Consider the following 22,639-nt stretch of genomic DNA (forward strand, 5'->3'; position numbering starts at 1 on the left):
TTTAAGTTGTAGGGAGGATAACATTGTTATGCAGAATGATGAGCTATACAGAGTGTTGAGGCATCCTATTAGGGAGAAGATTATAGTTTTGCTTCATAGTCGAGGAAGTATGAGTTATAGTGAATTGAAGAGTGAGTTGAATATTGAGCCTGGAAAGCTTTATTATCATTTAGGTATTTTGAAGGGTCTTGTGAGTCAAGATAAGGATAAAAGGTATTTTCTAACTGACTTAGGGGAATATGCATATACTCTTTTAACGTCAAGTGATGTTGCAGATGTTTATTTTCTCCCTTTTGGAAGAGGATTTGTAGGTAGATTTCTTTTTCTTTTATCTGGTGAATCCTTAATGCGATATTTATTTTATATGCCTCATAGACATTTAGTTGAAAGTCTATTGATAATTTTGTTTGGTTCATGGATTATATCTGTGGTTAAACTTAATCCAGTTTTACTATTCTTACTTAAACATCCCTTTGGAAGTTTTCTTTTTCCTAGCTTAACCTTCTTTAAGGGATTTTTACCAATTTCCATTAACTTTATTGTCAATTTTTTAATAATCTATGTTTTATCTAGTGTTTTTTCAGCTTTAATTTTCCGGAAACGTTCTGGAAATTTAAGTTTATTTGTTGGTGTTTCATTTTCACATATCCCCCTAATTTTATATGCTTCATTTCAATTTTCTTCCAAAGTTTTTTCAATTATTATGCCTTTTTGGTTGGATGCACTCCTCTTCATATTTCTGCAAGGTTGGTGTATTTTATTTCTGTCTTCAGCTATAGCTTTATCTAAAAATTTGAGTTTTTGGAAGGCAGTTTTAGTTGTGTTAATGATAATATACTCTAATATAATCTATATTTTGCTTTTTATCACTGGATTATAGCTCAAATTTCTTGAGTCAAAATTTTTTGAAGATGAAATAAATATTCCACTTTTTACTATCCAAATTTTAGGTGGTAATATGAGTTTAGCGAAGATGTTTAATGGACATAAAAGAGCTTCTATACTGGCATTAATTTTACTAGCGTTAATATTTACATTCCAAATGGTAATAGTACTTGGAAGTCCAAGTATCACGTCGCCAATTACCATCAATGACGAATCTGAAGAATCAGAGGAAAGTGAAGGGGAAAGTAGTGTTGAAAATAAAGACGAAGCTTTAAATGCTATTCAAGAAGCTGAGAGTGCAATAGCTTCATGTAAAGAGGAAATCTTAAATGCAGAAAATAAAGGGTTAAATGTCTCTGAAGCTAAAGCTCTTTTAGAAAGTGCAATTGGTAAGCTGGAGGATGCTAAGTCAGAATTTGAAGATGGAAACTTTGAAGCTGCAAAGAAACTAGCTGAAGAAGCTAAAATACTAGTAAGAGAAGCAGAAGAAAAATTAGAGTCGATAATGGAGAATTATGAAGATGTTTTGGAGACTATTATTGAAGCTGAAGAGATGATCATGGAGGCTAACCGGACCATTATTGAAGCTGAAAGTCTGGGTATAAACACAACACTAGCTAAAAATTACCTGGAAAATGCGGTTCTAAAGCTAGATGAAGCAAAGAAAACATACAAATCTAACCCTTCAAAGGCAGGGGAGCTTGCAAATGAAGCTTACATCTTAGCTAAAAAAGCTAAGAAATTAGCTGAAGAAGCCATTAAATTAAGAGAGAGTGCTTCAGAAAAAGTACAGGACATTATTGAGGAGGCTCAAGAAGCAATTTCTGAAGCCAATGAAACTATTAATGAAGCTAAAATTCAAGGATTAAACATAACAGAAGCTGAAGAAAGGCTCAGCGAGGCCCTAATTAAACTTCAAGAGGCTATAGATGCATTTTCCCAAGGCCTCTATGACCAAGCTATTGAACTAGCTGAACAAGCTAAATATTTAGCTGAAAACGCAAAGTATCTTGTTGAGGTATCCATAGAAGATGCTGAGAATGCCAGAGAAGCTATTGAGGAAGCTCAAAAAGAAATAGAGCATCTATCCAGAATGATTGAAGAATATAAGGTTAAGGGACTTAATGTTACTAGTGCTGAAGAATTACTTAATCAAGCTATAGTTAAGCTTAATAAATCAATAGAAATGTTCAATGAAGATTTATATTCAAGTGCAATGGAGTTAGCATTGGAAGCGAAACTTTTAGCAGAGAAAGCTGAAGAAGCCTTAGAAAAGTCGATTGAAGAATTTGAAGAAATAGATGAAGCTTTAGAAGCAATTAGAGAGGCCGAAGAATCCATCAGAGAAGCACAAATTGCAATTGAAATTGCAGAGCAATCAGGCTTAAATGTAACTTCAGCTAAAAGTCTACTCTCATTAGCCAATGAAACACTTAGAAAGGCTAAAAAAGCATTTGAGGAAGGAAGATACAAGGATGCTGAGCAACTTGCTGAACAAGCAGAAGAACTAGCTGAAAATGCGAAGGAATTTGCTGAAGAAATAGATGAAGAAGATGGAGAGAGAGTTGAAGCGGAACATGCTATAAGTGAGGCTTTAAGGAAGATAGCTGAAGCAGAAATATTAATCAGTAAGGCTTCTCAACTTGGGCTAAATATAACTTTACCTTCAAACTTGCTTAAAATGGCAAGAGAAAAATTGAACAGTTCATGGCAAGCCTATAAGAATGATCAATATGAAAAAGCAGTTAAACTTGCAGATGAAGCAAAGGAATTAGCAGAAAAATCAAAGGATTATGTCGAAGAGCTCTTAGAAGAACATGAAGAAGAAGTGAAAGATATAGAAGATGTATTGACAAGTGCTAGAAGTAAACTAGAAGAAGCTGAAGCAAAAATTAAGCAATTAGAGGAAACAAATATAAAGATTAATGGAGTTAGTGAAATACTCGATACTGCACAAAAACTTCTAAATATTGCCGAGGAGGCCCTCAACTCAGGCAATTACAATAAGGCTAAGGCTTTAGCTAAAACAGTCATTAAACTAGTTGAAGTAGCTTTAGATCTATTAGAAGAAATGAAGGAGAAAGCAAAGCACACGGAACACGCAGAGGAAGTTGAAGAAGAAGCACCATTAAGAATAGATACAGATGAGGAAGGAAATATATATGTAAGTTCAAAGGACACCTATGTAAAAATATCGTCACAGCTGCCTATGATCACCTACATTTATAAATCTGAGGAAAAGACCATAAGCTTCAATGCAACCTTAGAATCCTTCATAGAATATGTCGATGAAAATCTGGATTCATATGTCCAAGAAAATGAGATTTTACAAGTAATGTCTTTTAAAGGAATTGTTTGGAATACAAATGTAAGTTTCAGTAATGATACTGTAAGAATTATGTATACAATGATAACTGAATCTAAAGATATAACAATAATCATAACCCTCTTCAAGGATTCAATAACCATGACTGATGTAGTTAATAACAAAACTTTGGTATTTGATATTGATGGCGCAGCAGATGAAGCAAAAATTGACATCATAGTTTCAAGATGGCCTTGGCTTTCCAATGAAAGTAAACTAGCACTAGAAATGAAATTGGTTACCGGTATTTTTAGAGGGCTAGAGTTCAAAGAACAAGGTCCACATGAAAAGCATGTTTTAATTGAGGTAGATGACGTAAAAGTTAAAGTTGGATGGGTTACAACTGCAAAGATTATTCATCCGAATGGAAGTGAAACTCTAATTCCAGTCCTAGTCTCCTACAATGAAACTGCTCCTGGAATATTTACTCTATACTTCACATATGAGAACTTCGGTGATGGACAACTAATTCATGATCCAAGCGTTGGAATAGAAGATGACATCCCATTAATCTACATTACTGGTATAAGATACTTAGTGATAGCTTCAGCTACACTTGCAACATTCATAGCAATTTCAGTATACATTTACTCTAAGAGAAAATACAACTTCTATACTGCTCCAACATAACTTCACATTTTATTTAAAATAATGCATAATCTTTTTTCTTTTCGACTAAGTATACAATTGCAGCTCCAATTATCATTCTCATCAATAGGTCAAGCTGTAGCTTTTTTACTCATGGATTAGCTGAATCCATTATAGCATTGTTCCACGAACAGGTGTTCTAGGAGGATATTTTACATCAAGCCTAAAAGGCACTAGTAAGGCATTTAGAGCTACCGGGAATGTATTATGCAATTATTTTGGTAATTGAGTGTAGAGATAAATTTGAATAGAAATGATCCCTAAAACTATGGCTTATGGAATTTTTCAGACTTGAAGATATTATCGAGTAAATTAAAGGATGTTCTTGTTCTTGATAGTTATAAGACTTATGGGATTACCAAAATTGTTACAAAACATATAATTATGCTGATATCTTTATTTCAAGATCGTGTCTATGATAGAGTCTATGGTGTCTAAAAGAGCTTTCAAAGAAATATCAAGTTATGATAGTGTATAAGATTCACATTGCTATGATATCCAGATGCATTCACTCAGTACGGCAAGTCTACTTCTCTATAAATTTTATTAGGTTGATAGAGCTAAACTTAATTTATGAAAGCTATATTTGAGGGTTTATGCCCAAATTGTGGTAAATCTATTTCTGATACTCGAATCAGTATTGGTGCTCCTTGTAGTAGATGTATAGATATTCCAGCCTCTAAGTTAATGGAGCTTTATAATTCATTATCCTTTGAAGATTATCAGATTAAGCTTGGAGAATTACTTAGAGAGAAGAATAGGTTGTGGAGATTTAAATACTATGTTGATCTGGCTGAAAGTTTGAAGGAATATGAAGATTTATTTAAAAAGTTTACTGGTAAGAGGCTTTGGAGTGTTCAGCGTGAATGGGCTAAACGTGTTTTTAAGGGTTTAAGTTTCTGTATTAATGCTCCTACTGGAGTTGGGAAAACTGTTTTTGGTGTAACGGTTTCACTTTATCTAGCCTCTAAGGGTAAAAAGTGCTATTTTATTCTTCCAACCCAGACTCTTGTATTTCAAGTTTATGAGAGGGCTAAGCTTTTCGCTGATAAGGCTGGTTTAGATTTAAGAATACTCCATTTTAGATCTAGAATGAAAAAGAGTGAACGTGAAGCATTCTTTAATAGATTGGAAAATGGTGATTTCGATATTTTGATTACTACGTCTCGTTTTCTCTCATTTCATTTTGATAAGATGAGGAACTTAAAGTTTGATTTAATATTTGTAGATGATGTAGATGCAATTTTAAAGTCCTCTAAGAATATTGATAAAATACTATTTCTAATTGGAGTTTCCTCCAAGACTATTTCACTTGCTTTAAAGACAATTAAGTTGAAGAAACAGCTATTAAACTTGAAGTCAAACATGTCTCGACAGAAAATTTTTGAAAAAATTGCTAGACTTGAAGATTTCTTAGAGAGGTCTAGGAGATTTATCAAGGGAGTATTAATAGTTTCTACGGCTACTGGTAGAGCTAGAGGTGAGAGAGTTAAGCTTTTCAGAGAAATTTTAAACTTTACAGTTGGTTCATCAACGATTTCTTATAGAAATATTGTTGATTTCTATTTAAAACGTAGAGACGTTAAAGTTCAGATATTAGATTTAGTTAGATTACTTGGTACAGGTGGATTAATATTTGTTGGTATTGATGATGGAAGTGAATTTGCTGAAGAGCTGGCAGAATATTTAAAATTAAATGGAATTAAGGCTGAAGCATATATTTCCGGAAAATCTAAGCCTGAAGTTCTCTATGAATTTGCTGACGGCAATATTGATATTCTAGTAGGTATGGCTAGTTATTATGGTATTCTAGTAAGAGGCTTAGACTTGCCTCAAAGAATAAGATATGCAGTATTCACTTCTATTCCAAAGTTTAAGTTTAGTTTGAAGTTTGAGGAAACAAGTCCATTTAGACTCTATATTCTACTTCAAGATCTCTATGATTATATGGGCGATGATGATAAGAAGATTGCAGGTGAACTTTTAACTAAATTTAGAGCAAACATTTTAAGCTTGGATAGAGCTAGACTCGAAAAGCTAACTGAATATTTACGGGAAGGAAGAGAAGTTAAGGAATTTTCCATCCAAATCAACTTGTGTAAATGGGCCATAGCATTTCTAAGAAATGTATTTAGCAAGAAAGAGTTTTTAAATAATCTTGAGAAAAGCCCCTATTTCTCCATTAAAGAAATAGATGGTATACGCTACATATTATTGCCAGATGTTAGGACTTATATTCAAGCTTCAGGTAGAACATCAAGACTCTTTGCAGGAGGTATAACTAAGGGTGTTTCAATAGTTCTTGTTGATGATGAAAAACTTTTCATGGGACTTAAACGTCAACTTAGCTGGTATTATGAAGAAGCCGAATTTATCCAGTTTAACATCAAGTTAATCAAGTTAGTGCTAAGAGAGGTTGACAGAGATCGTGAATTAGTGAGAATGATTATGGAGGGTAGAATTTCAGCTGAGTTCAGAGATCCAGTTAAATCTGCTTTACTCATAGTGGAATCTCCACATAAAGCTGAGACAATAGCCAACTTTTTCGGGAGACCTTCGAGAAGAGATTTAGGTAAAATAACTGTTTATGAAGTTACAACTGGCAACTTAACCCTAAACATTGTTGCAAGTAAGGGCCATATTCTAGATTTAGTAGAGGATAAAGGTTTTTATGGCGTCTTAATTCAAGATTCCAAATTCATACCAATATATGGTTCAATTAAAAAATGTAGGGTTTGTGGTTATCAATTTATCTCTAGTAATGTATGTCCAAAGTGTAATAGTGGAGATGTTGATGATGCCATGGAGCGCATTAAAAGTATTAGGGAGCTTGCATCTGAAGTTGACATTGTTTTTCTAGGTTCCGATCCAGATGAGGAAGGTGAGAAGATTGCATGGGATCTGCTTCATGTAGTTAAGACTTCGAGTAAGATGGTGAAGCGGCTTGAATTTAATGAAGTGACTAGAAGAGCTATAAGGAAGGCCCTTGAAAATCTAAGGGATATTAATGAAAACTTGGTTAATGCACAAATTGTTAGGAGAATTGAGGATAGATGGCTGGGTTTTCAGCTTAGTAAAATTTTATGGAAAGCCTTTAATAATAAAGCTTTATCTGCAGGTAGAGTTCAAACTCCAGTTTTAGGCTGGATTATTAGGAGGTATGATGAGTATAGGAAGAGCTGGACTATAATTATAAGGTTAACTTTAGAGAATGGTCAAATTATTAATTTAGAGGGTATTGAGCATCCAGAGATTTTCATTAGAAAACTTAGAGGACAGGGTTATATTGATGTAATTGATTCAATAGTTGGTGAGAGGGAGATTAATCCTCCTCCACCATTCACTACTGACACTATGCTCTTGGAGGCTTCTAAAATTCTAGGGTTTTCTGCAACTAAAACAATGAACTTAGCCCAAAATCTATTCGAGAGTGGATTGATAACCTATCATAGAACCGATAGTATACGTGTAAGTAATGATGGAATAAAAGTAGCTTTTGAATATATTCAAGATAGATTTCATAGGGATGTCTTTAAACCTAGAAAATGGGCGCCAGAGGAAGTGGGTGCACATGAATGCATAAGACCAGTAAGACCAATAGATTCCTTCGAACTTTCAAGATTAATTAGAGAAGGCATTATAACTAGAGGTGCAAATTTAACTAGTGACCATATTAAACTTTATGACTTAATATTTAAGCGATTTATTGCAAGTCAAATGAAACCAGTTAAAGTTAAAATTCAAAAGGCAACATTAAAGATTATTGACATAGTAAGAGAACTTGAACAAATTGTTGAAATACTTGAAGATGGCTTTAATCTAGTCTATCCAGTTAAAGTTTGGCCTAAATTACAAGGTAGAGTTATTCTAAAGAAAGTTAGTCAGATTAAAGCACCTAAAGTTTATCCATATACTCAAGGTGAAATTATAAGGGAGATGCGTGAAAAAGGTATTGGTAGACCGTCAACTTATGCCATTATAATACAGAAACTTCTAGATCGAAAATATGTTGTGGAGAGAAAGGGATTACTTATACCAACAAAGCTTGGTAGAAGAGTCTATGACTTTCTAACTAGAAGATATGGAGACCTTGTTTCCGAAAAGGTTACAAGAGAACTGGAATATAAAATGGAATTAGTCAAAAAGGGCTTAGATTATCAGAAGATATTACATGACGAGTTTGAAGTTATTAAAAGAATAACTATTTAAAATTTATTGTGCTGATTTTACATATATTTATGGCTAAACTTTAGGTGAATATTGAGATAACTAATAAAATTGTAAAGATAAACTATCCTTATGTAAAGCTACATATATTGCTGAAATAAATCTTTGGAGTTTTCTTTGTGGAGTTGGTGAAAAGAAATTTTCTTTCACAAATATTTTGAGGTGTTTATGACATAAACTTATTTTGAAAAATTTATGAGAAGATAATAATATTATCGATTTTTCTCAATGCTTTTTATGATATTGTCGGTAATTTCCATTACAGCTTTTGTTGTTTGAGAGTCTCTATATTTTAGTATATAAGCTTCCCCTCTATCATTGCACTCGTTTAGTCTTGGATCTAATGGTATCTCCCCCAAGAATGGTACATTCATTTCAATTGCAATTCTCTTCCCAGCTCCACTTCCAAACAAATGATAAACTGTACCACACTTTGGACATGTAAAACCACTCATGTTCTCTATGATGCCTATGACTTCAATATTCAGTTTCCTACAGAAGTTTACTGCCTTTTTAACAACAATTCTTGATAGATCTGATGGTATAGTAACTATTATTGCACCATTTACATCTCCAATGTATTGGGCGACACTTAATGGTTCATCTCCAGTTCCTGGAGGTAAATCTATATATAAATAATCAAGTATACCCCACTGAACATTTGCTAAGAATTCCGCAATTAATCTTCCCTTTAATGGCCCCCTCCAAATTACAGGAGCATCATCACTGGGTAAGATAAATTGTGTTGATACAACTTTAACTTCATACGGTCCATTTACTGGAAGGATACCTAAGGGACTTACCAGCATTTGACTCTTATTCAAACCTAATATTTTAGGAATTGAAGGTCCATGTATATCTGCATCAAGTACACCTACCTTTCTATTTTTCATTGCCGTTGATAAAGCTAGCAAAACAGTAACTGAACTTTTCCCAACTCCTCCCTTCCCACTTATAATCATAATTTTATATTTAATCTTGCTCATGTTTGTCTTAATCATATTTAATAATTCTTCATATGAAGTTTGACGTCGAGTTCTCATGACTTTCACCTCTAAGTAGTAAAGCTAGACATGTTTACTACATATATGTCCTATATTTTGTAACTTGCAATAGTATTTTTCAACTCCATTTTCCCTAATCATTCAAGATCAATTATGTGCAGTTGCACAGAATATTTAATTTTTTCGAGAGTAAAGTTTAAAATGACATTTTTCACAATCCTCTTACCTATGTGTTAGTGTGTCTAAATTTATGTTGTCATCAAGAGCTGTTCTCAAATGGATTGTAAATATTGCTGATTTTTTCTCAATTAGAATTATTCAATAAATTAATTATTTGGAAGAAATGGAGTATAATGATATTAGGAAGCATTACCTAAATCCCACAGTAGCTAAAGAAGTAATAGATATTCAAGGGATCGATGGATTGGAATCCACAATCCATTGAATTAGCTAATTTTAAAGTATATTACTTTTTGTAAAGACCATCGTCACTATTTAAGGATTTATATCAATTATTTTTATTTATGTATAATTGATATTCTGTATGAGAGTCATGACTGTTAATGTATATACATTATCATCAACTCTTTTGATAATGGTTGTTAGTCATGAAATTTTTCATTTATTATCAGCCTATCTCTTAGGGATTAAAATTAAGGGTTTCGGCTTTTCTTTACTGGGACCTATTTTCATTTTAAGGGATGAATGTTTAATTAATAATGATTTAAAGTTGATTATTATCCATATTTCTCCATTAATTCTTTCATCAACTTTCATTTTCAATAGTAGTTTTTACTCAATTATTTTCTCAAGTTTAAATTTGGTTGGATCTATTGGTGATATTTATTTTCTAGTTAGGCTTTTAAGGATTAGAGATATAGATATGCGATGTTTATATTCAGAACGTATTGAAGAAAAAATTAAACGTATATCCATCATAAGGTATTTAGATTAAATTGGTGAGTTTATTGAAAATTAAGGTGTTTTTACTAATATTTCTTATCGGAGCATTATCCATATTTCTAATAGCAACATATAATCAGATGAAAGAGCCAGTGGAGAAATTTCCAAGGGAAATTGAAAATTTAGTTCTTCCAATTAAAGTAAGACGCTTCTATATGGGCGTTACTGTTAATCCCAGTATTAAGGGTAAAGTGAATTTTGAAGAGGATCTTCAGCAAGGTTTTAAGGAGGCAAGTGAAATTGGAGAATTAGTTAATTATGCTAGTGGATGGATTGGTCCTTCAGGAATATTTCTTTCCAAGCAACTTGAAGCAGTTTATCCATGTATTAAGGAAAATGGTTTAGAATTGGTTGTTGAGATGAGTTTCTTCAAGTTTCCAGAAAGTGGAAATCCAATTCGAGATGGATTGTCACTCATAACGCCTAATGAATTTCTAGCTGAAAATTTAAGTGATCCCAATTTCCGTAAACTATATCTTTCAGAGGCATTGAAAATCGTGAAGAATTTTTCTCCTAAATATTTTGTAGTTGGAATTGAAGTAAATATTTATTATCTCTTTGAGAGAGATGATTTTCCAAATTTTCTAACATTATACTTTGAAATTTATGATGCTATAAAGAATATTTCACCAAGTACGCTTGTTTTTGTTTCTTTTAATCTTGAGTTGATGATGAATGGTTTTCCAGGCTTCGATGAGAATCCACATTGGAACTTAATCAGTAAGTTTGGAGATAAGCTTGATTTAGTTGCATTTACAACGTATCCATTTAAGGTCTATAATTCTCCTATGGATATCCCAGTGGACTATTATGTTCAAATTATGAATTATACTGATAAGCGAATAGCTTTTACAGAGATTGGTTGGCCATCTAAATCTGGAGAGAAGGATCAATTAAACTTTATTTTAAGATTTTTAAATCTAACTAAGCCTTTAAATATAGAGTTTATACAGTGGATTTATCTTCACGACCTTTCTCTTTCAAACGATTTTATGGGATTAAGAACCTATGATGATAAGCCTAAGTTAAGCTGGTATTTGTGGAAGAAGCTGTATAATGTACCTTTTACACCTTAACACTACTATCTATTTCATCTTAGTTTATAGTAATGGTATTATTCTATTTCATGCAATATAGTTTAGTGTGTGTTAGTCTAATACTTTAACTGTATGGGTGTCATGAATGTCCAAGTATTTTAATGAGGATAGACGTTTAAAATTCACTATTATAGCGGCTATGATTTTAACCTTAATTATTTCAGTTCTTGTTTCTTATTTTTCACCAATATTGATCATATCTGTTTTCGCTCCAAGTATGGCTTATTTAATTTTCGTTTGGAAAAAGGAGCGTATTGAGAGGGAGCCACTAATTGGTCTTTTAATGGCGTTTTCATATGGCTTTATTCTATGTACTTTTTTAGCATTGATAGTTGAATCTTTTATTGCCACTTTAATTTCAGAGGTTCTATTAGTCATCTTTATTGGCCCAGTTATTGAGGAAATTTCTAAATTTATGGGTTTGCAGAGTATTGCAAAGTTGGGAAGATTATTTAATGAAGTTGATGATGGAATTGTTTATGGTGCCTCTATTGGTTTAGGCTTCGCCACTCTTGAAACCATCCTCTATGCTTTTAGAAGTGAAGAACCAATGTTAATAGGACTTTTGAGATCAATTTCTAGTACTGCTGGTCATTCAGCATCAACAGCTATTGCAGGTTGGGGTTTAGCTTTAATGATGTTCAATAAATATGGTCCCCAAAATGTCTCTAAATATCTCTTCATAGCGATAATTTTACATATTCTGCATAATTTGCTAGCTATCCTTGCCATATTTCAGTCAATATTACTTTTTGTAGCTATAATTTTAGATTTATATGCATTTTATTATATAGCTTCAAAAGTTGAGTAGAATCATTAATGGTTATATTTGTTTGAAAACTATTTTTAACTATGAAGCAACTAGATATCATAACTCAAATAAAGTCTTCCAAGCACATAATTTTTGGACTTAAATCTATTGAGAGAACATATGAATCCCTAACTACCCTGAATAGTAAAAGAATACTAATTGTAACTGATGAAAACCTCGTTAAAATAGGGTTACTTGGAAAATTAATAGAACACTTAAATAAATTCAACGTTGAATTTGAAATTTACAGCAAAGTTGAACCTGAACCCAGTGTTAAAACTATAAATGAATTAATGAACATGATAAGGCACCAGAAAATAGATACCGTCATTGGCTTTGGAGGTGGAAGTTGCCTAGACGCAGCAAAGGCAGCTTCAATTGCAACTAAAAATCCAGGGAGCATAATTGATTACCTAGGATTAAATCTTGTTAAAAAGAAAGGTGCTAATATTATTGGAATACCTACAACTGCAGGAACAGGGAGCGAAGTCACCAAATATGCAGTTTTAACTCATGGTAAAGAGAAGAGGACAATGACAAGCTACCATATAATCCCAGACATTGCAATTGTAGACCCCACCCTCACAGTAAGCATGCCACCTAAATTAACTGCTGGAACAGGTATAGATGCATTAAGCCATGCAATCGAAGCATACCTATCAACTTGGAGTAACCCAATTCTAGACAACATAGCCTTAACAGCCATCTCCCTAATCTTCAAATATTTAAGAGAAGCCTACTGGAATGGGAAAAACCTAGAGGCCAGATACTACATGTCCATGGCAGCCACTGCTGCAGGGATACCACTATGCAGTGCAGGTGTACTTGTTGGACACAGCATCGCCCAGGCCTTCGCACCATTAAAGAAAATTCACCATGGAATTTCATGCGGTATAGTTTTACCATATATCCTTAAGTTTTACACTCCCTTCTCAAAGCATAAAATCGCCCAAATAGCCAAAGTAATAAAAATAGAAACTAATGGCGTAGACGTGGAGAAAACATGCTATAAAGTAATTGAGAAAATATTCAAACTATTATCAGACCTAAAAATACCATTAAACCTAAAAGTTATAGGCATAACCCGAGATCAACTACCCTACATCGCAAAAACAGCTCTAAAAAACTGGCCTAGACCTAACAGTCCAAGACCACTAACATATAAAGACGTATTAAAACTAGTTGAAGAAATCTGGCGTGGAGCACAACTATGAAACCTTCAACATAGAATACCCAGTAACTAATAAAATACCTAATAGCAACTGTATCCACTATAAAAATAGATGTGATGCAAATTACTTCAGCATAACACATTCAATTAACTAATGATAGAATATTGGACAGCTACGTAATTACCATCAATATATTTGACTAAATCTAAAAATCCAGTAGAAAAACACGTAAAAATTCAAAATCCGCTTTTAAATGTCAATTAGGATAATTCTAATAAAGTCCTCAAATACCCATCATATACAAGGACAATTAAATAGAATTTATTTTCCTCAAAATATAGAATTTTACTGCTTCTTTAATGCTGGATTCGATTTGAAGTTTGATCTACTATCCTTTTAATTTCAGTGATTAAACCTTTAATCTTCCTTCTATTGTTAGCTGAAATTAACTTCTTGCTAATGTTAGTTAATTTACTAATATTATTTTTCGAGTCAACTTCTTCGCAAATTTTAATTAGCTTATCAACAATATTTTGAATTTGAATTTTCACGTAACTTAGCATTCCTTTAGATAATGGTTGATTTACAAATTTAGAAATTCTGTTCAGCTTATCCTTTATTAATTCTATTTCATTATGTTTATGTTTTATGAATATGCTACTTGTAGGTATTATTTCAATATATTTATTTTGAGGTTTTACTTCAGATATTTTCCATTCATCTTCACTTAACTTAACATATATCTTCTTCATTGGTGGATTAAAGTTTACTTGAGCCATTAATCCTGCATATGTTAACTCTAATCTATCATTAATTTTAATTACATATCCATCATCAATTAAATCCTCAATTACCTTATTCAATTCATAATCACTGATTTCAAGAATTCTCTTAATTTCACATATCTTTATCTTACGATAATTTTTTAAGATTTCCAATATTACTTCTCTTGGTTTCATATTATCATCCATCTAGGTTGATTAAATTGTTTAAATTTAGAGTCCTAATGCCACTAATAATTCTTAGGAGATTACATTTAATTGATTTATCATTTTCAACTAGAACTCCATTAAGACTTGTTTCTGAGTATGTTAATGACCTAGTTGATGACGGCTTCATAAGGATTGTTAGTGACGATTTAATTGAAATTTCAAAGGCTGGTTTAAAGGCTTGTCTAGGAAGATTCTTTAATTTAAAGCGTAGGTCATGGCTTATAGTTGATGATTCTAGTGATTTAACACTAAATTTTGGTTTCATTAAGTCTAGATGGGGATTTAAATTTTCACCCTTATGCATACCCTTAATAGATTTCTTGGAGGATTTTGACTTTAAAATTTTTATTGGTTGGAGTAAAATTTTATCTAATATTTGGAGTAGGCTTTCTGGTGAAATAACTCCAGTCAAATATTTAATTAATGCTTTAAACCTAATTGTCGAAGCATCAAATCTGCTTAAAATTATTTCTAAATGGAGCTTTAATGCCTCACTAACCAAAGTTAAGAGGGCTTTCCAGCTAATTAACATTGCAAAGTATACTGCTGAAAAATTAGCCTACCCTAAAAATTTATCACTTAACTTTCCATTTAACGTTGATTGTCGAGACGATTTAATTGAATTAATATCCAAATTTAAAGGACTAATTGATGATGACATTAAGTATTTTAAAAGTTTAGCTTTTAAAATTGATTGGTGCAATTTAATTGATAAATATTAGGCTTTCCATAAAAGTTTCGTTTTGCCTGCAGTTAGATATGGTAGTTTTCTAGTTGCAATTATAAACGGGTATTCTCTAGTTACATTTCCAATCACTAAGCATTGTTTTGACGGTAAACTTTTAACTATCGTTGATATTGTTTCTTCATCGATTTTTGCTGCTGGAATTATGTGCCAAATATCTTTTCTATCTGTTAAATTGAAAATAAAGATATTATCTGCTTGTCTAATAACTATTTCATCTATGCTCTGAGGGGTATTTGTCATGTAAAATTGATATGCCCCTAAATGTCTCATTCTAGTTACTAGGTTTATCCACACTGTTCTCTCAAGATATAAATGTGCTTCTTCGGCAAATATGAATAATGGCTCAGTTCTCTCATTTTCCAGTAGTTCTTCAACTTTATTTAGAATTGTTTGGACAACTATCTCTTGTATTGGTGATCCTTTAGCTTTTAAATTTATTATTAATGCACCGCCTTCATCAATTTTATTTAATAGGTCTTCTATTTTAGTGCACTTATCCTCATTCGAGGTTATAATCCCAGTTGATTCAATTGTTTCAATTCTCCTGATAATTGCACCTGCAATTTTAGGTGACAATTCAATTACCTCATCATATATGGAATGTAGATTTAAATTGTCATTTTCTTCCAATTCAATCCAAATATTCCTAAATGTATATGCTGAGGCTTCAGGTAGCCCTAATACTTCAGTTAAAACTCTATAGAAAACATTTAATCCAATATATTTTAATGTGAATTTTAATGGAATATAATCGCTATTCCCAGTTGGATTTGGCTCTAAAGTTATTATCTTATCATAGTATTTACTTTTACATTTATTCTCCATGAATCTTAATCCTGAATATTCATCATTAATATCAAATACTATTGCCTTAGCACCATAATCAATTATTCCAAGTAAAAGAATCTTTGATAAATGGGATTTACCTGAACCCTTCTTACCGACAATAATATTTATTCCTTGAAGATCTATTGCACTTATTCCAATTACATTATCATCATTAATTGGATTTCCAATTTCAATTTTATATTTAGATCCAATTTCCATTTTATTTACAACTTCCATGGGAGAAACTTTTTCAACGTTACAGGCTCTACTTGGAGTCCATCCACTCCATGAACAATAAATTTCATTTCCATTTTCAATCAATATTTCCTTTCTAACTTTAGCTCTAGCAATCCTCATATTTCTAATATCTATTACAGGCTCTAAAGCATTACTTTTAATTTCAGTTAGACTTGCAATTGAACTTGAAACTTCTCTCCTTAAAATATCAGTTAAAATTCCTGGTAAATCAATTAAATTTAACTCTATGACTTGAACTAGAATACCCCTCTTAGTATTTTTATCCATAATCTTTAAATTATCTCCAACTTCAATGTTTTCATTTGGATTATAAATGAAATATATCTCATCACCAATTTTCCTAAATAGCTGCATGATTCTCCCTCATCAATATGGATATAACAATATGTTTCTCCAATCTATAAATTCAATATCGTCAGATGAAATTTTACTTAAAGCATAGGCTTCCAAATTTAATAATTCAATATTTGTAAAGTAACAGTACATATGTGCTAAGCGTAATGGCTCCGGGTATCCATTAAACATTGGTATTCTAATTGCAATCATAGATATTACATCATCAGTATTAATGCTAGGTTTAGCTGCAATGTCAACTCTTAAGCTTGGTCCATTAGTATCAAATTTTGCAATATAAACTCTTCCGCCTATTGGATGTCTACTGTCAATGTGTCTGTGAATATCAATGTAGCATGGCATGTTAATTTTTGATAATAAGCTTACAATTCTAAATCCACTTTTAGTTCTAAGCCAACTTTTCTTAGATATACCTACAATTATATTATCATTTCTAATTGCAACATCAATACATTCACTCATAAATGATTTAGGCGTATCAATCGTTCCCATAGTTAATGATCCATCCCATAAAACTAGACTGCTAGAAACATTTTCTAAAATTAATTTTTGAATAGTTCTCTCAAATGAATTTCTAATTCTATCAATTAACTTAATTAGATTTGGAGTACTCCTAATGTCAATTGGAGGTAAATTCATAAGCTCTCTAGCCATATTATATACTTCAACTTTATTCCATTCACTTAAATAGCAAAGATACGGGCCGAGAGAAACAATTTTATAGTTACTTAGAGATGAATTGTAATTTACAATGCATATCCTATATGCAACTACATAGCCATCATCAGTTTCTAAAACCTTCAAGGAAGACGAATCAATTGCATATATATTTTCAGGTTTATCAACATTATTTTTAAACTCTTTAACAACATATTTCTCATCAATTAAAGTTAACTCTTCCTCTTCATCAAAATCATCTCTCAAGGTAACATAGCTTCTCAAATCGACACTTCTAACATTAACATAATCTACATTAACATTAAAGTCACTAAAATGACTAAACTTATCATTAACTTTATTCAAAGCTTTAATCAAATTATCAAACAATTAAATCACTCTCCATATTATATTTAAAATCAGAATCACCTAAAATAATTAGCTTATCCAGATCTCTCTTACAAATTGGAATTGCCATGACACGGCCACGACAATCACTAATCAATCTAGCTGAAATTCTCATTAACTCACTTAACTCAACTTCACTTAACTCTATCATAAATGCTGAGTATTGAAATCTAGTTCCACCCCAATTCTTAATTAACTCTCTAATTTTATCTCTAATATTATCATCAGATACATCATAAACTAGAACATAGAACAATCCATCCACCGATAAATATATTAGTAAAACTAGTCTTTAAATTTGACTGACTGACAAATGATAAGCATAAAACTAATAAACGGGAAAATAACCACAATAATAGATTTAATTAAAATGGAGAAAATACTATCAAAAAGATTTAATGAATTAAAACCAAAAATAATACAAAAAATAATCAAAATATACCAAAAATACAATATTCCAACAACAATAAAAATAAAAAATAACAAATATATCATCAGAGCAGAAAAATTAACAGCAAAATACTATGGAAATATTAAAAGAGAAATATTAGAATTAAATAAAAATCTAACCTTAAGATTTAAACCAAACATAAGACATCAAATAACAATTTTAACAAGCAAAAAACCAGTAAAACCATTCAAAATAGCAATATATGAACTAGAAGGCCAAACAAGTCAAATGTATAAGTTAACCTCAATAGCATCAAAAACAATTTATAACAACTATAAATTGAAATGCGATAGATATACAGTTAACAGTATTGCAATTCCATTAATTGGAACAGAAAAACTACCTAAACAAGTAAAAGTCAACTTTGAAAATAAAGAATTAAAATTCAAATTTAAGCATTTAAAAGAAATAAATTTAAACTATAAAACTGACAGAAATTATGTAAAAAGAATTATCAACAGAAGCATTAAGGAAAAACTAAGGCTACATGGACATAAAGTCTATGGATTAAAAGCCATATTAGACCAAAATTTAATCAAAAACAATAAGATCGAAGTGAAATGTGGAATAGAATTCCAAACATTAATACTAGACAACAATCATGTCGCCATTGCAATTTCACCAATACATGAAATAAATTCCAAAAACAATTTATGGGAAGAATATGACTGCAACCCAAATAAAATTAGAAGCGACTACAAGTTAATCGGCAGAAGAGTTAAACCAACATACAGATTTAAATCAAGAATCATAAGGAGAATTAAAATTGAATCTGTAAATCAACCATTAAATGAAATTGGAGGAATAACATTAAAAGAATACTATGAAAAAATTGGAGTTGAAGTCAACAATATTGATGACAATGAACCAGTAATCGAGTCAATTGGAAGAGGATTATACTATTACGACTCACCATCAAAATTAAAGAAAGTAATCACCATTAAAGATTTAAAAGAAATGAATTTACTTAATGAAGTTAAAAATTTAATTCACCTACCACCCATAAAATGGAATCAATATTTGAGAAAATATATCAACCTACTATCAACACTAGACCTAGAATTCCAGCAAATAGATTTTGTAAATCAACTTATGGAGGTTGAAATACCATGATAACAGGAGGTATACTTCCAAGACCAATACTAAAATTCAGGTATGGAACAGCATTAACTCCCATTGAAGGATTAAAATTAAACTTAAAGCCATATAGTGGTCCAAGAAAAATTAAAATTGAATTACTAATTGGAAGTAAAGCCAAATTAGATTCAGAAAAACTATTTGAAAACTTAATTTATGGGGTTAAAGGATATCCTGGAATAAGCGAGGTATTCAACTGTGAAGTAGAAATTACAAATAAAATTATAGTTGATGAAAACAACTTTTTAAACAATATAAATAGAATTACAAGTTCATCAGACATTATATTAGCATTTATTCCAGATGAAATGCAACTACCATACAATTTAGATCCATACATGCCAATTAAAAGAGAATTATCAATGAGGGGAATTGTAAGTCAAATGATAAACTATTCAACATGTAGATATCTAAGAAATAACAGCTATGTCCTATACAATTTAGCATTAAACATCTATAGTAAAGCTGGAGGTAAACCATGGATATTAGATGAAATTCTATCATCACAAATATTTATTGGATATGACACTGCTCCAGGAATAATTATAGCAACAATAATTCAAGGTAAACCGCCAATGAAATTTAAATGGGAAGTCGAATTAACTAAACATCCTGAAATAGCATTAAATATAGATAAACTGATAATCAAGCTAGTCAGAGAATTCAATCTAAATAAACCAATAACTTCTCTGACCATACATAAAGATGGAAGAATACATCAAAAAGAATTAATCAAAATTAGAAGTGCAATAGAAGAGTTAACTAACATGAATTTAATAGTGGAAGATTCAAATTGGAATATAATTGAAATAAAAAAGAAATTTACACCAAGAATATTGAAAGTTACGAGAAATTTAATGGAAAATCCTGAAAAAGGTACATACATTAAATTAAACAAAATCTCAACTATAATATGTACAACTGGATTTCCAGAAAGAAGAGTATTTCTCCAAGCTCCAGTTAGGCCGATAATGATTGAAATAGTAGATTCAAAATACTGGAACTATAACTTAGATATAATTTCAAGAGACATATATTGGTTATCAGAACTACACTATGCATCAGCATTCACATCAACAAAACTTCCAATAACAATCCTATATGCACATAGAATATGCAACTTCTGGAATGCAGATGTAAAGCCAAAATCAAATTTAAAGGAAAAATTATGGTTTCTATAAATTAATCATGGCATGACACTCCTTCTTCAAACTACAAACACTACACCTACCAGTAAACCTTAATTTTGAATAATTAAAATCCAAAGTAAACTTTACTGCTTCAACTAGAGTATTAATAGCCTTAAATCTCAACTCATCATTAATATTAATTTTAACTCTATCCATAGCTCCAATCAAATCAATAAAACCATAATCAACATCAACTTCAAAAACATCTTCAAACAATAATGCATACCAGCAAAGCTGAATTAAATCACAGTCATACACGTTATCTCTACATTTAACTTCAATTAAAACTCCATCTTCAATTAAATCAATACAACCAGAAACATTAAACTTTTCAGAATATACATTAACCTCAAATTCTATTTCATTCTTAACAGGCGGAAACTTAAATCTAAAATCAACAACACATCTAGAAATACATTCAACTTCAAACATAGATAAGCAATTCTCAAACCTATCCAATAGAAAATTTAAGACAAACCTATATAATTCATCTTTACTGTTAAAATTAAAGTAATTTTCAGAGACAAAATAGTATCCAATATGAACAGCCCTACCAATAAGAGAATCAAAACCCAATCTATCACTCAAACCCAGAAACCTAGTCAAATAAAATTTAGCGGGACAAAAATGATAATTAACCAAGTCAGTAACATTAAACTTTAAATCAAAAGTGTCAAGTCCATCTATTAAATAGCCACGCAATTCAACCATATAAATCAATCTCCAATTTAGGGTTAAAATCAACATCAAAAGAGACAACACATCTCCTAAAACTCCTAACACATTTATCAAGCCAATCAAAAATCCTACTAAACCGGTCAACTAGAAATCTAACAATAAACCTCCTAAAATCAGAATCATCCAAACTGCCATAAACATCATCAAACATAAGCTTCAAAGAACAAAACAAACTTGAAAAAGAATCAACAAGCAATTCAAAATCCCAAGCCAATGCAAAGTCATCATCATGAACAACACCCAAAAAAGGGTAAAAACCATACTTAACCAACAAGCCCAAACAAACACCGCAACCCAACAATCTAAAATAACGATAAATATTAAACCAATCACCTAAAACATCACCAATAACATTAAGACAATCATCAACACTATTTAAACCTGAGATCCTATCAGCAATATCATTCAAACCAAAAAATCTAAAAACATCACAACAACCATCAATAAAACATCCAACAAAAACACTAGTAAACCTCTCCCTAAACTCATCAAACCTATCAAACTGATTAACAACAATCTCAACATTAAAATCAAAATCAAAGTTAAAAACATAACCCAAACAATAATCATTAAAATCAACAATAACAACCGGAATATTAAAAGAACCAGCCAAACCCAAACCACCACTACTCAAAAAACCATCACCATCAACAACAATTAAATCAACACGCCTAGCAGCAACCTCAAAGCAATCATCATCAAAATCAATCCTAAAACGCTCACCCACACACTTAAACTTAAAACCATCACCAACAATCCAAACAATCACAACAAACCCCTCCAACCACAACCAAATAACAAAGAAAACCAAATCACAAACAAATCAAAGCACTATAATCCACAGTAAGTCAGTTATAAAAACTGACTTATAAACATAATGCAACATAAATAAACTCTAAATCTCCAACTAAAATTACCAATTCAAACCAAAATAAAACAAAACCAAATGACAAACATGGAACTCACGAGTCTTCCAAGCCTTTCAATTCTTTTTTAATTAAGATTTTTTGCAACCTGGTATGCAGAGTCAAGCAGAGTTGAAGGAGAAATTGACACTTTCAATTCTTTTTTAATTAAGATTTTTTGCAACACAATTATACATTGTTGCAATTAAAAACAAAAGTTTGTTTAACTTTCAATTCTTTTTTAATTAAGATTTTTTGCAACTTCCAATCAGGAACGAATTTAGCTTTGAAGTTTCTTAAGTCTTTCAATTCTTTTTTAATTAAGATTTTTTGCAACTGGAGTGGAAAAGGAAGCTGTGGAATCGGGTGATAATTGTGCTCTTTCAATTCTTTTTTAATTAAGATTTTTTGCAACCCTTCGGAAATCTTTGCGAGGTTGAGTTGAACGGTAAGGATCCCTTTCAATTCTTTTTTAATTAAGATTTTTTGCAACCATAAAATTGCAGTATACAAGATAGAGTATGGTAACAATTCCTTTCAATTCTTTTTTAATTAAGATTTTTTGCAACGATGAAATAAAGCCAACCGAGACTGAAAAAATCAGAGAAATGCTTTCAATTCTTTTTTAATTAAGATTTTTTGCAACATAACCACAAACTTACACTAAACTTTGCTGAAGGACAATTACTTTCAATTCTTTTTTAATTAAGATTTTTTGCAACTTTTGACTTGGGAAGAACTCGAAAAAGTCTTGGAACAAAAAACTTTCAATTCTTTTTTAATTAAGATTTTTTGCAACAC

Annotated in this window: 17 protein-coding genes and 1 CRISPR repeat array; of the genes, 10 read left to right on the forward strand and 7 right to left on the reverse strand. The window is 31.2% G+C overall.

Annotated elements, in window-relative coordinates:
* Positions 1-28: 28 nt before the first annotated feature.
* The 3 genes from ACW8TM_RS07505 (at position 29) to rgy (ending at position 8,107) form a co-directional block, all read left to right on the forward strand.
* Positions 29-880, forward strand: coding sequence for a winged helix-turn-helix domain-containing protein (locus tag ACW8TM_RS07505; RefSeq protein WP_491532670.1), 852 nt, complete (start codon positions 29-31; stop codon positions 878-880).
* 78 nt (positions 881-958) lie between these two features.
* A complete protein-coding gene (locus ACW8TM_RS07510) occupies positions 959-3,880 on the forward strand; it encodes a hypothetical protein (protein ID WP_491532671.1) in 2,922 nt (973 codons plus the stop codon).
* 591 nt (positions 3,881-4,471) lie between these two features.
* A complete protein-coding gene (gene rgy, locus ACW8TM_RS07515) occupies positions 4,472-8,107 on the forward strand; it encodes a reverse gyrase (RefSeq protein ID WP_491532672.1) in 3,636 nt (1,211 codons plus the stop codon).
* Between the two features lie 230 nt (positions 8,108-8,337).
* Here the strand turns inward: rgy and ACW8TM_RS07520 are convergent, their stop codons facing one another.
* Positions 8,338-9,168, reverse strand: coding sequence for an Mrp/NBP35 family ATP-binding protein (locus tag ACW8TM_RS07520; RefSeq protein WP_491532673.1), 831 nt, complete (start codon positions 9,166-9,168; stop codon positions 8,338-8,340).
* A 514-nt stretch (positions 9,169-9,682) separates the two neighbouring features.
* Between ACW8TM_RS07520 and ACW8TM_RS07525 the strand changes: the two genes are divergently transcribed.
* From ACW8TM_RS07525 to ACW8TM_RS07540, 4 genes are all read left to right on the forward strand, one after another.
* Entirely contained in the window at positions 9,683-10,084 is a 402-nt protein-coding gene (locus tag ACW8TM_RS07525; protein ID WP_491532674.1) for a metalloprotease family protein, read from the forward strand.
* Between the two features lie 13 nt (positions 10,085-10,097).
* The gene (locus tag ACW8TM_RS07530; protein ID WP_491532675.1) at positions 10,098-11,168 is read left to right on the forward strand and encodes a hypothetical protein; all 1,071 of its coding nucleotides are present in this window, start codon (positions 10,098-10,100) and stop codon (positions 11,166-11,168) included.
* A gap of 106 nt (positions 11,169-11,274) precedes the next feature.
* A complete protein-coding gene (locus ACW8TM_RS07535; protein WP_491532676.1) occupies positions 11,275-12,000 on the forward strand; it encodes a PrsW family intramembrane metalloprotease in 726 nt (241 codons plus the stop codon).
* Positions 12,001-12,041: 41 nt separating this feature from the next.
* Entirely contained in the window at positions 12,042-13,214 is a 1,173-nt protein-coding gene (locus ACW8TM_RS07540) for an iron-containing alcohol dehydrogenase (RefSeq protein WP_491532677.1), read from the forward strand.
* A gap of 314 nt (positions 13,215-13,528) precedes the next feature.
* Here ACW8TM_RS07540 and ACW8TM_RS07545 read toward each other — a convergent pair whose 3' ends face one another.
* On the reverse strand, positions 13,529-14,131 hold the full coding sequence (locus tag ACW8TM_RS07545) for a hypothetical protein (protein WP_491532678.1): 603 nt from the start codon (positions 14,129-14,131) through the stop codon (positions 13,529-13,531).
* 47 nt (positions 14,132-14,178) lie between these two features.
* On the opposite strand from ACW8TM_RS07545, the gene ACW8TM_RS07550 reads away from it, so the two are divergent.
* Positions 14,179-14,886, forward strand: coding sequence for a hypothetical protein (locus tag ACW8TM_RS07550; RefSeq protein ID WP_491532679.1), 708 nt, complete (start codon positions 14,179-14,181; stop codon positions 14,884-14,886).
* Here the strand turns inward: ACW8TM_RS07550 and ACW8TM_RS07555 are convergent.
* Genes ACW8TM_RS07555 through cas2 form a run of 3 tightly spaced genes read right to left on the reverse strand, consistent with a single transcriptional unit; the run spans position 14,883 to position 17,673 of the window.
* Complete coding sequence (locus ACW8TM_RS07555) at positions 14,883-16,352, reverse strand: ATP-binding protein (RefSeq protein ID WP_491532680.1); 1,470 nt, start codon at positions 16,350-16,352, stop codon at positions 14,883-14,885. The two genes, ACW8TM_RS07550 and ACW8TM_RS07555, sit on opposite strands and share 4 nt — an antisense overlap.
* 12 nt (positions 16,353-16,364) lie before the next feature.
* A complete protein-coding gene (locus ACW8TM_RS07560) occupies positions 16,365-17,399 on the reverse strand; it encodes a hypothetical protein (RefSeq protein WP_491532681.1) in 1,035 nt (344 codons plus the stop codon).
* The gene (gene cas2 / locus ACW8TM_RS07565) at positions 17,392-17,673 is read right to left on the reverse strand and encodes a CRISPR-associated endonuclease Cas2 (protein ID WP_491532682.1); all 282 of its coding nucleotides are present in this window, start codon (positions 17,671-17,673) and stop codon (positions 17,392-17,394) included. Before cas2 ends, ACW8TM_RS07560 begins: the two co-directional genes overlap by 8 nt.
* Positions 17,674-17,730: 57 nt before the next feature.
* Here cas2 and ACW8TM_RS07570 point away from each other — a divergent pair, with 57 nt between their 5' ends.
* Both ACW8TM_RS07570 and ACW8TM_RS07575 read left to right on the forward strand, forming a co-directional pair.
* A complete protein-coding gene (locus ACW8TM_RS07570) occupies positions 17,731-18,981 on the forward strand; it encodes a hypothetical protein (RefSeq protein ID WP_491532683.1) in 1,251 nt (416 codons plus the stop codon).
* Positions 18,978-20,186 carry a Piwi domain-containing protein gene (locus ACW8TM_RS07575; RefSeq protein WP_491532684.1) on the forward strand — a complete coding sequence of 403 codons (1,209 nt, stop codon included), beginning with the start codon at positions 18,978-18,980 and terminating at the stop codon, positions 20,184-20,186. The genes ACW8TM_RS07570 and ACW8TM_RS07575 overlap by 4 nt, the downstream gene beginning before the upstream one ends.
* Here the strand turns inward: ACW8TM_RS07575 and ACW8TM_RS07580 are convergent.
* Positions 20,181-20,906, reverse strand: coding sequence for a CRISPR-associated protein Cas4 (locus tag ACW8TM_RS07580; RefSeq protein ID WP_491532685.1), 726 nt, complete (start codon positions 20,904-20,906; stop codon positions 20,181-20,183). The two genes, ACW8TM_RS07575 and ACW8TM_RS07580, sit on opposite strands and share 6 nt — an antisense overlap.
* Positions 20,899-21,702 (reverse strand): CRISPR-associated endonuclease Cas1, encoded by an 804-nt coding sequence (locus ACW8TM_RS07585; RefSeq protein ID WP_491532686.1) that lies wholly within the window; start codon positions 21,700-21,702, stop codon positions 20,899-20,901. Before ACW8TM_RS07585 ends, ACW8TM_RS07580 begins: the two co-directional genes overlap by 8 nt.
* Positions 21,703-21,912: 210 nt before the next feature.
* A CRISPR array of direct repeats spans positions 21,913-22,637; the repeat unit is 35 nt; unit sequence CTTTCAATTCTTTTTTAATTAAGATTTTTTGCAAC.
* Positions 22,638-22,639 lie beyond the last annotated feature (2 nt).

Source organism: Candidatus Culexmicrobium sp., assembly GCF_058356305.1.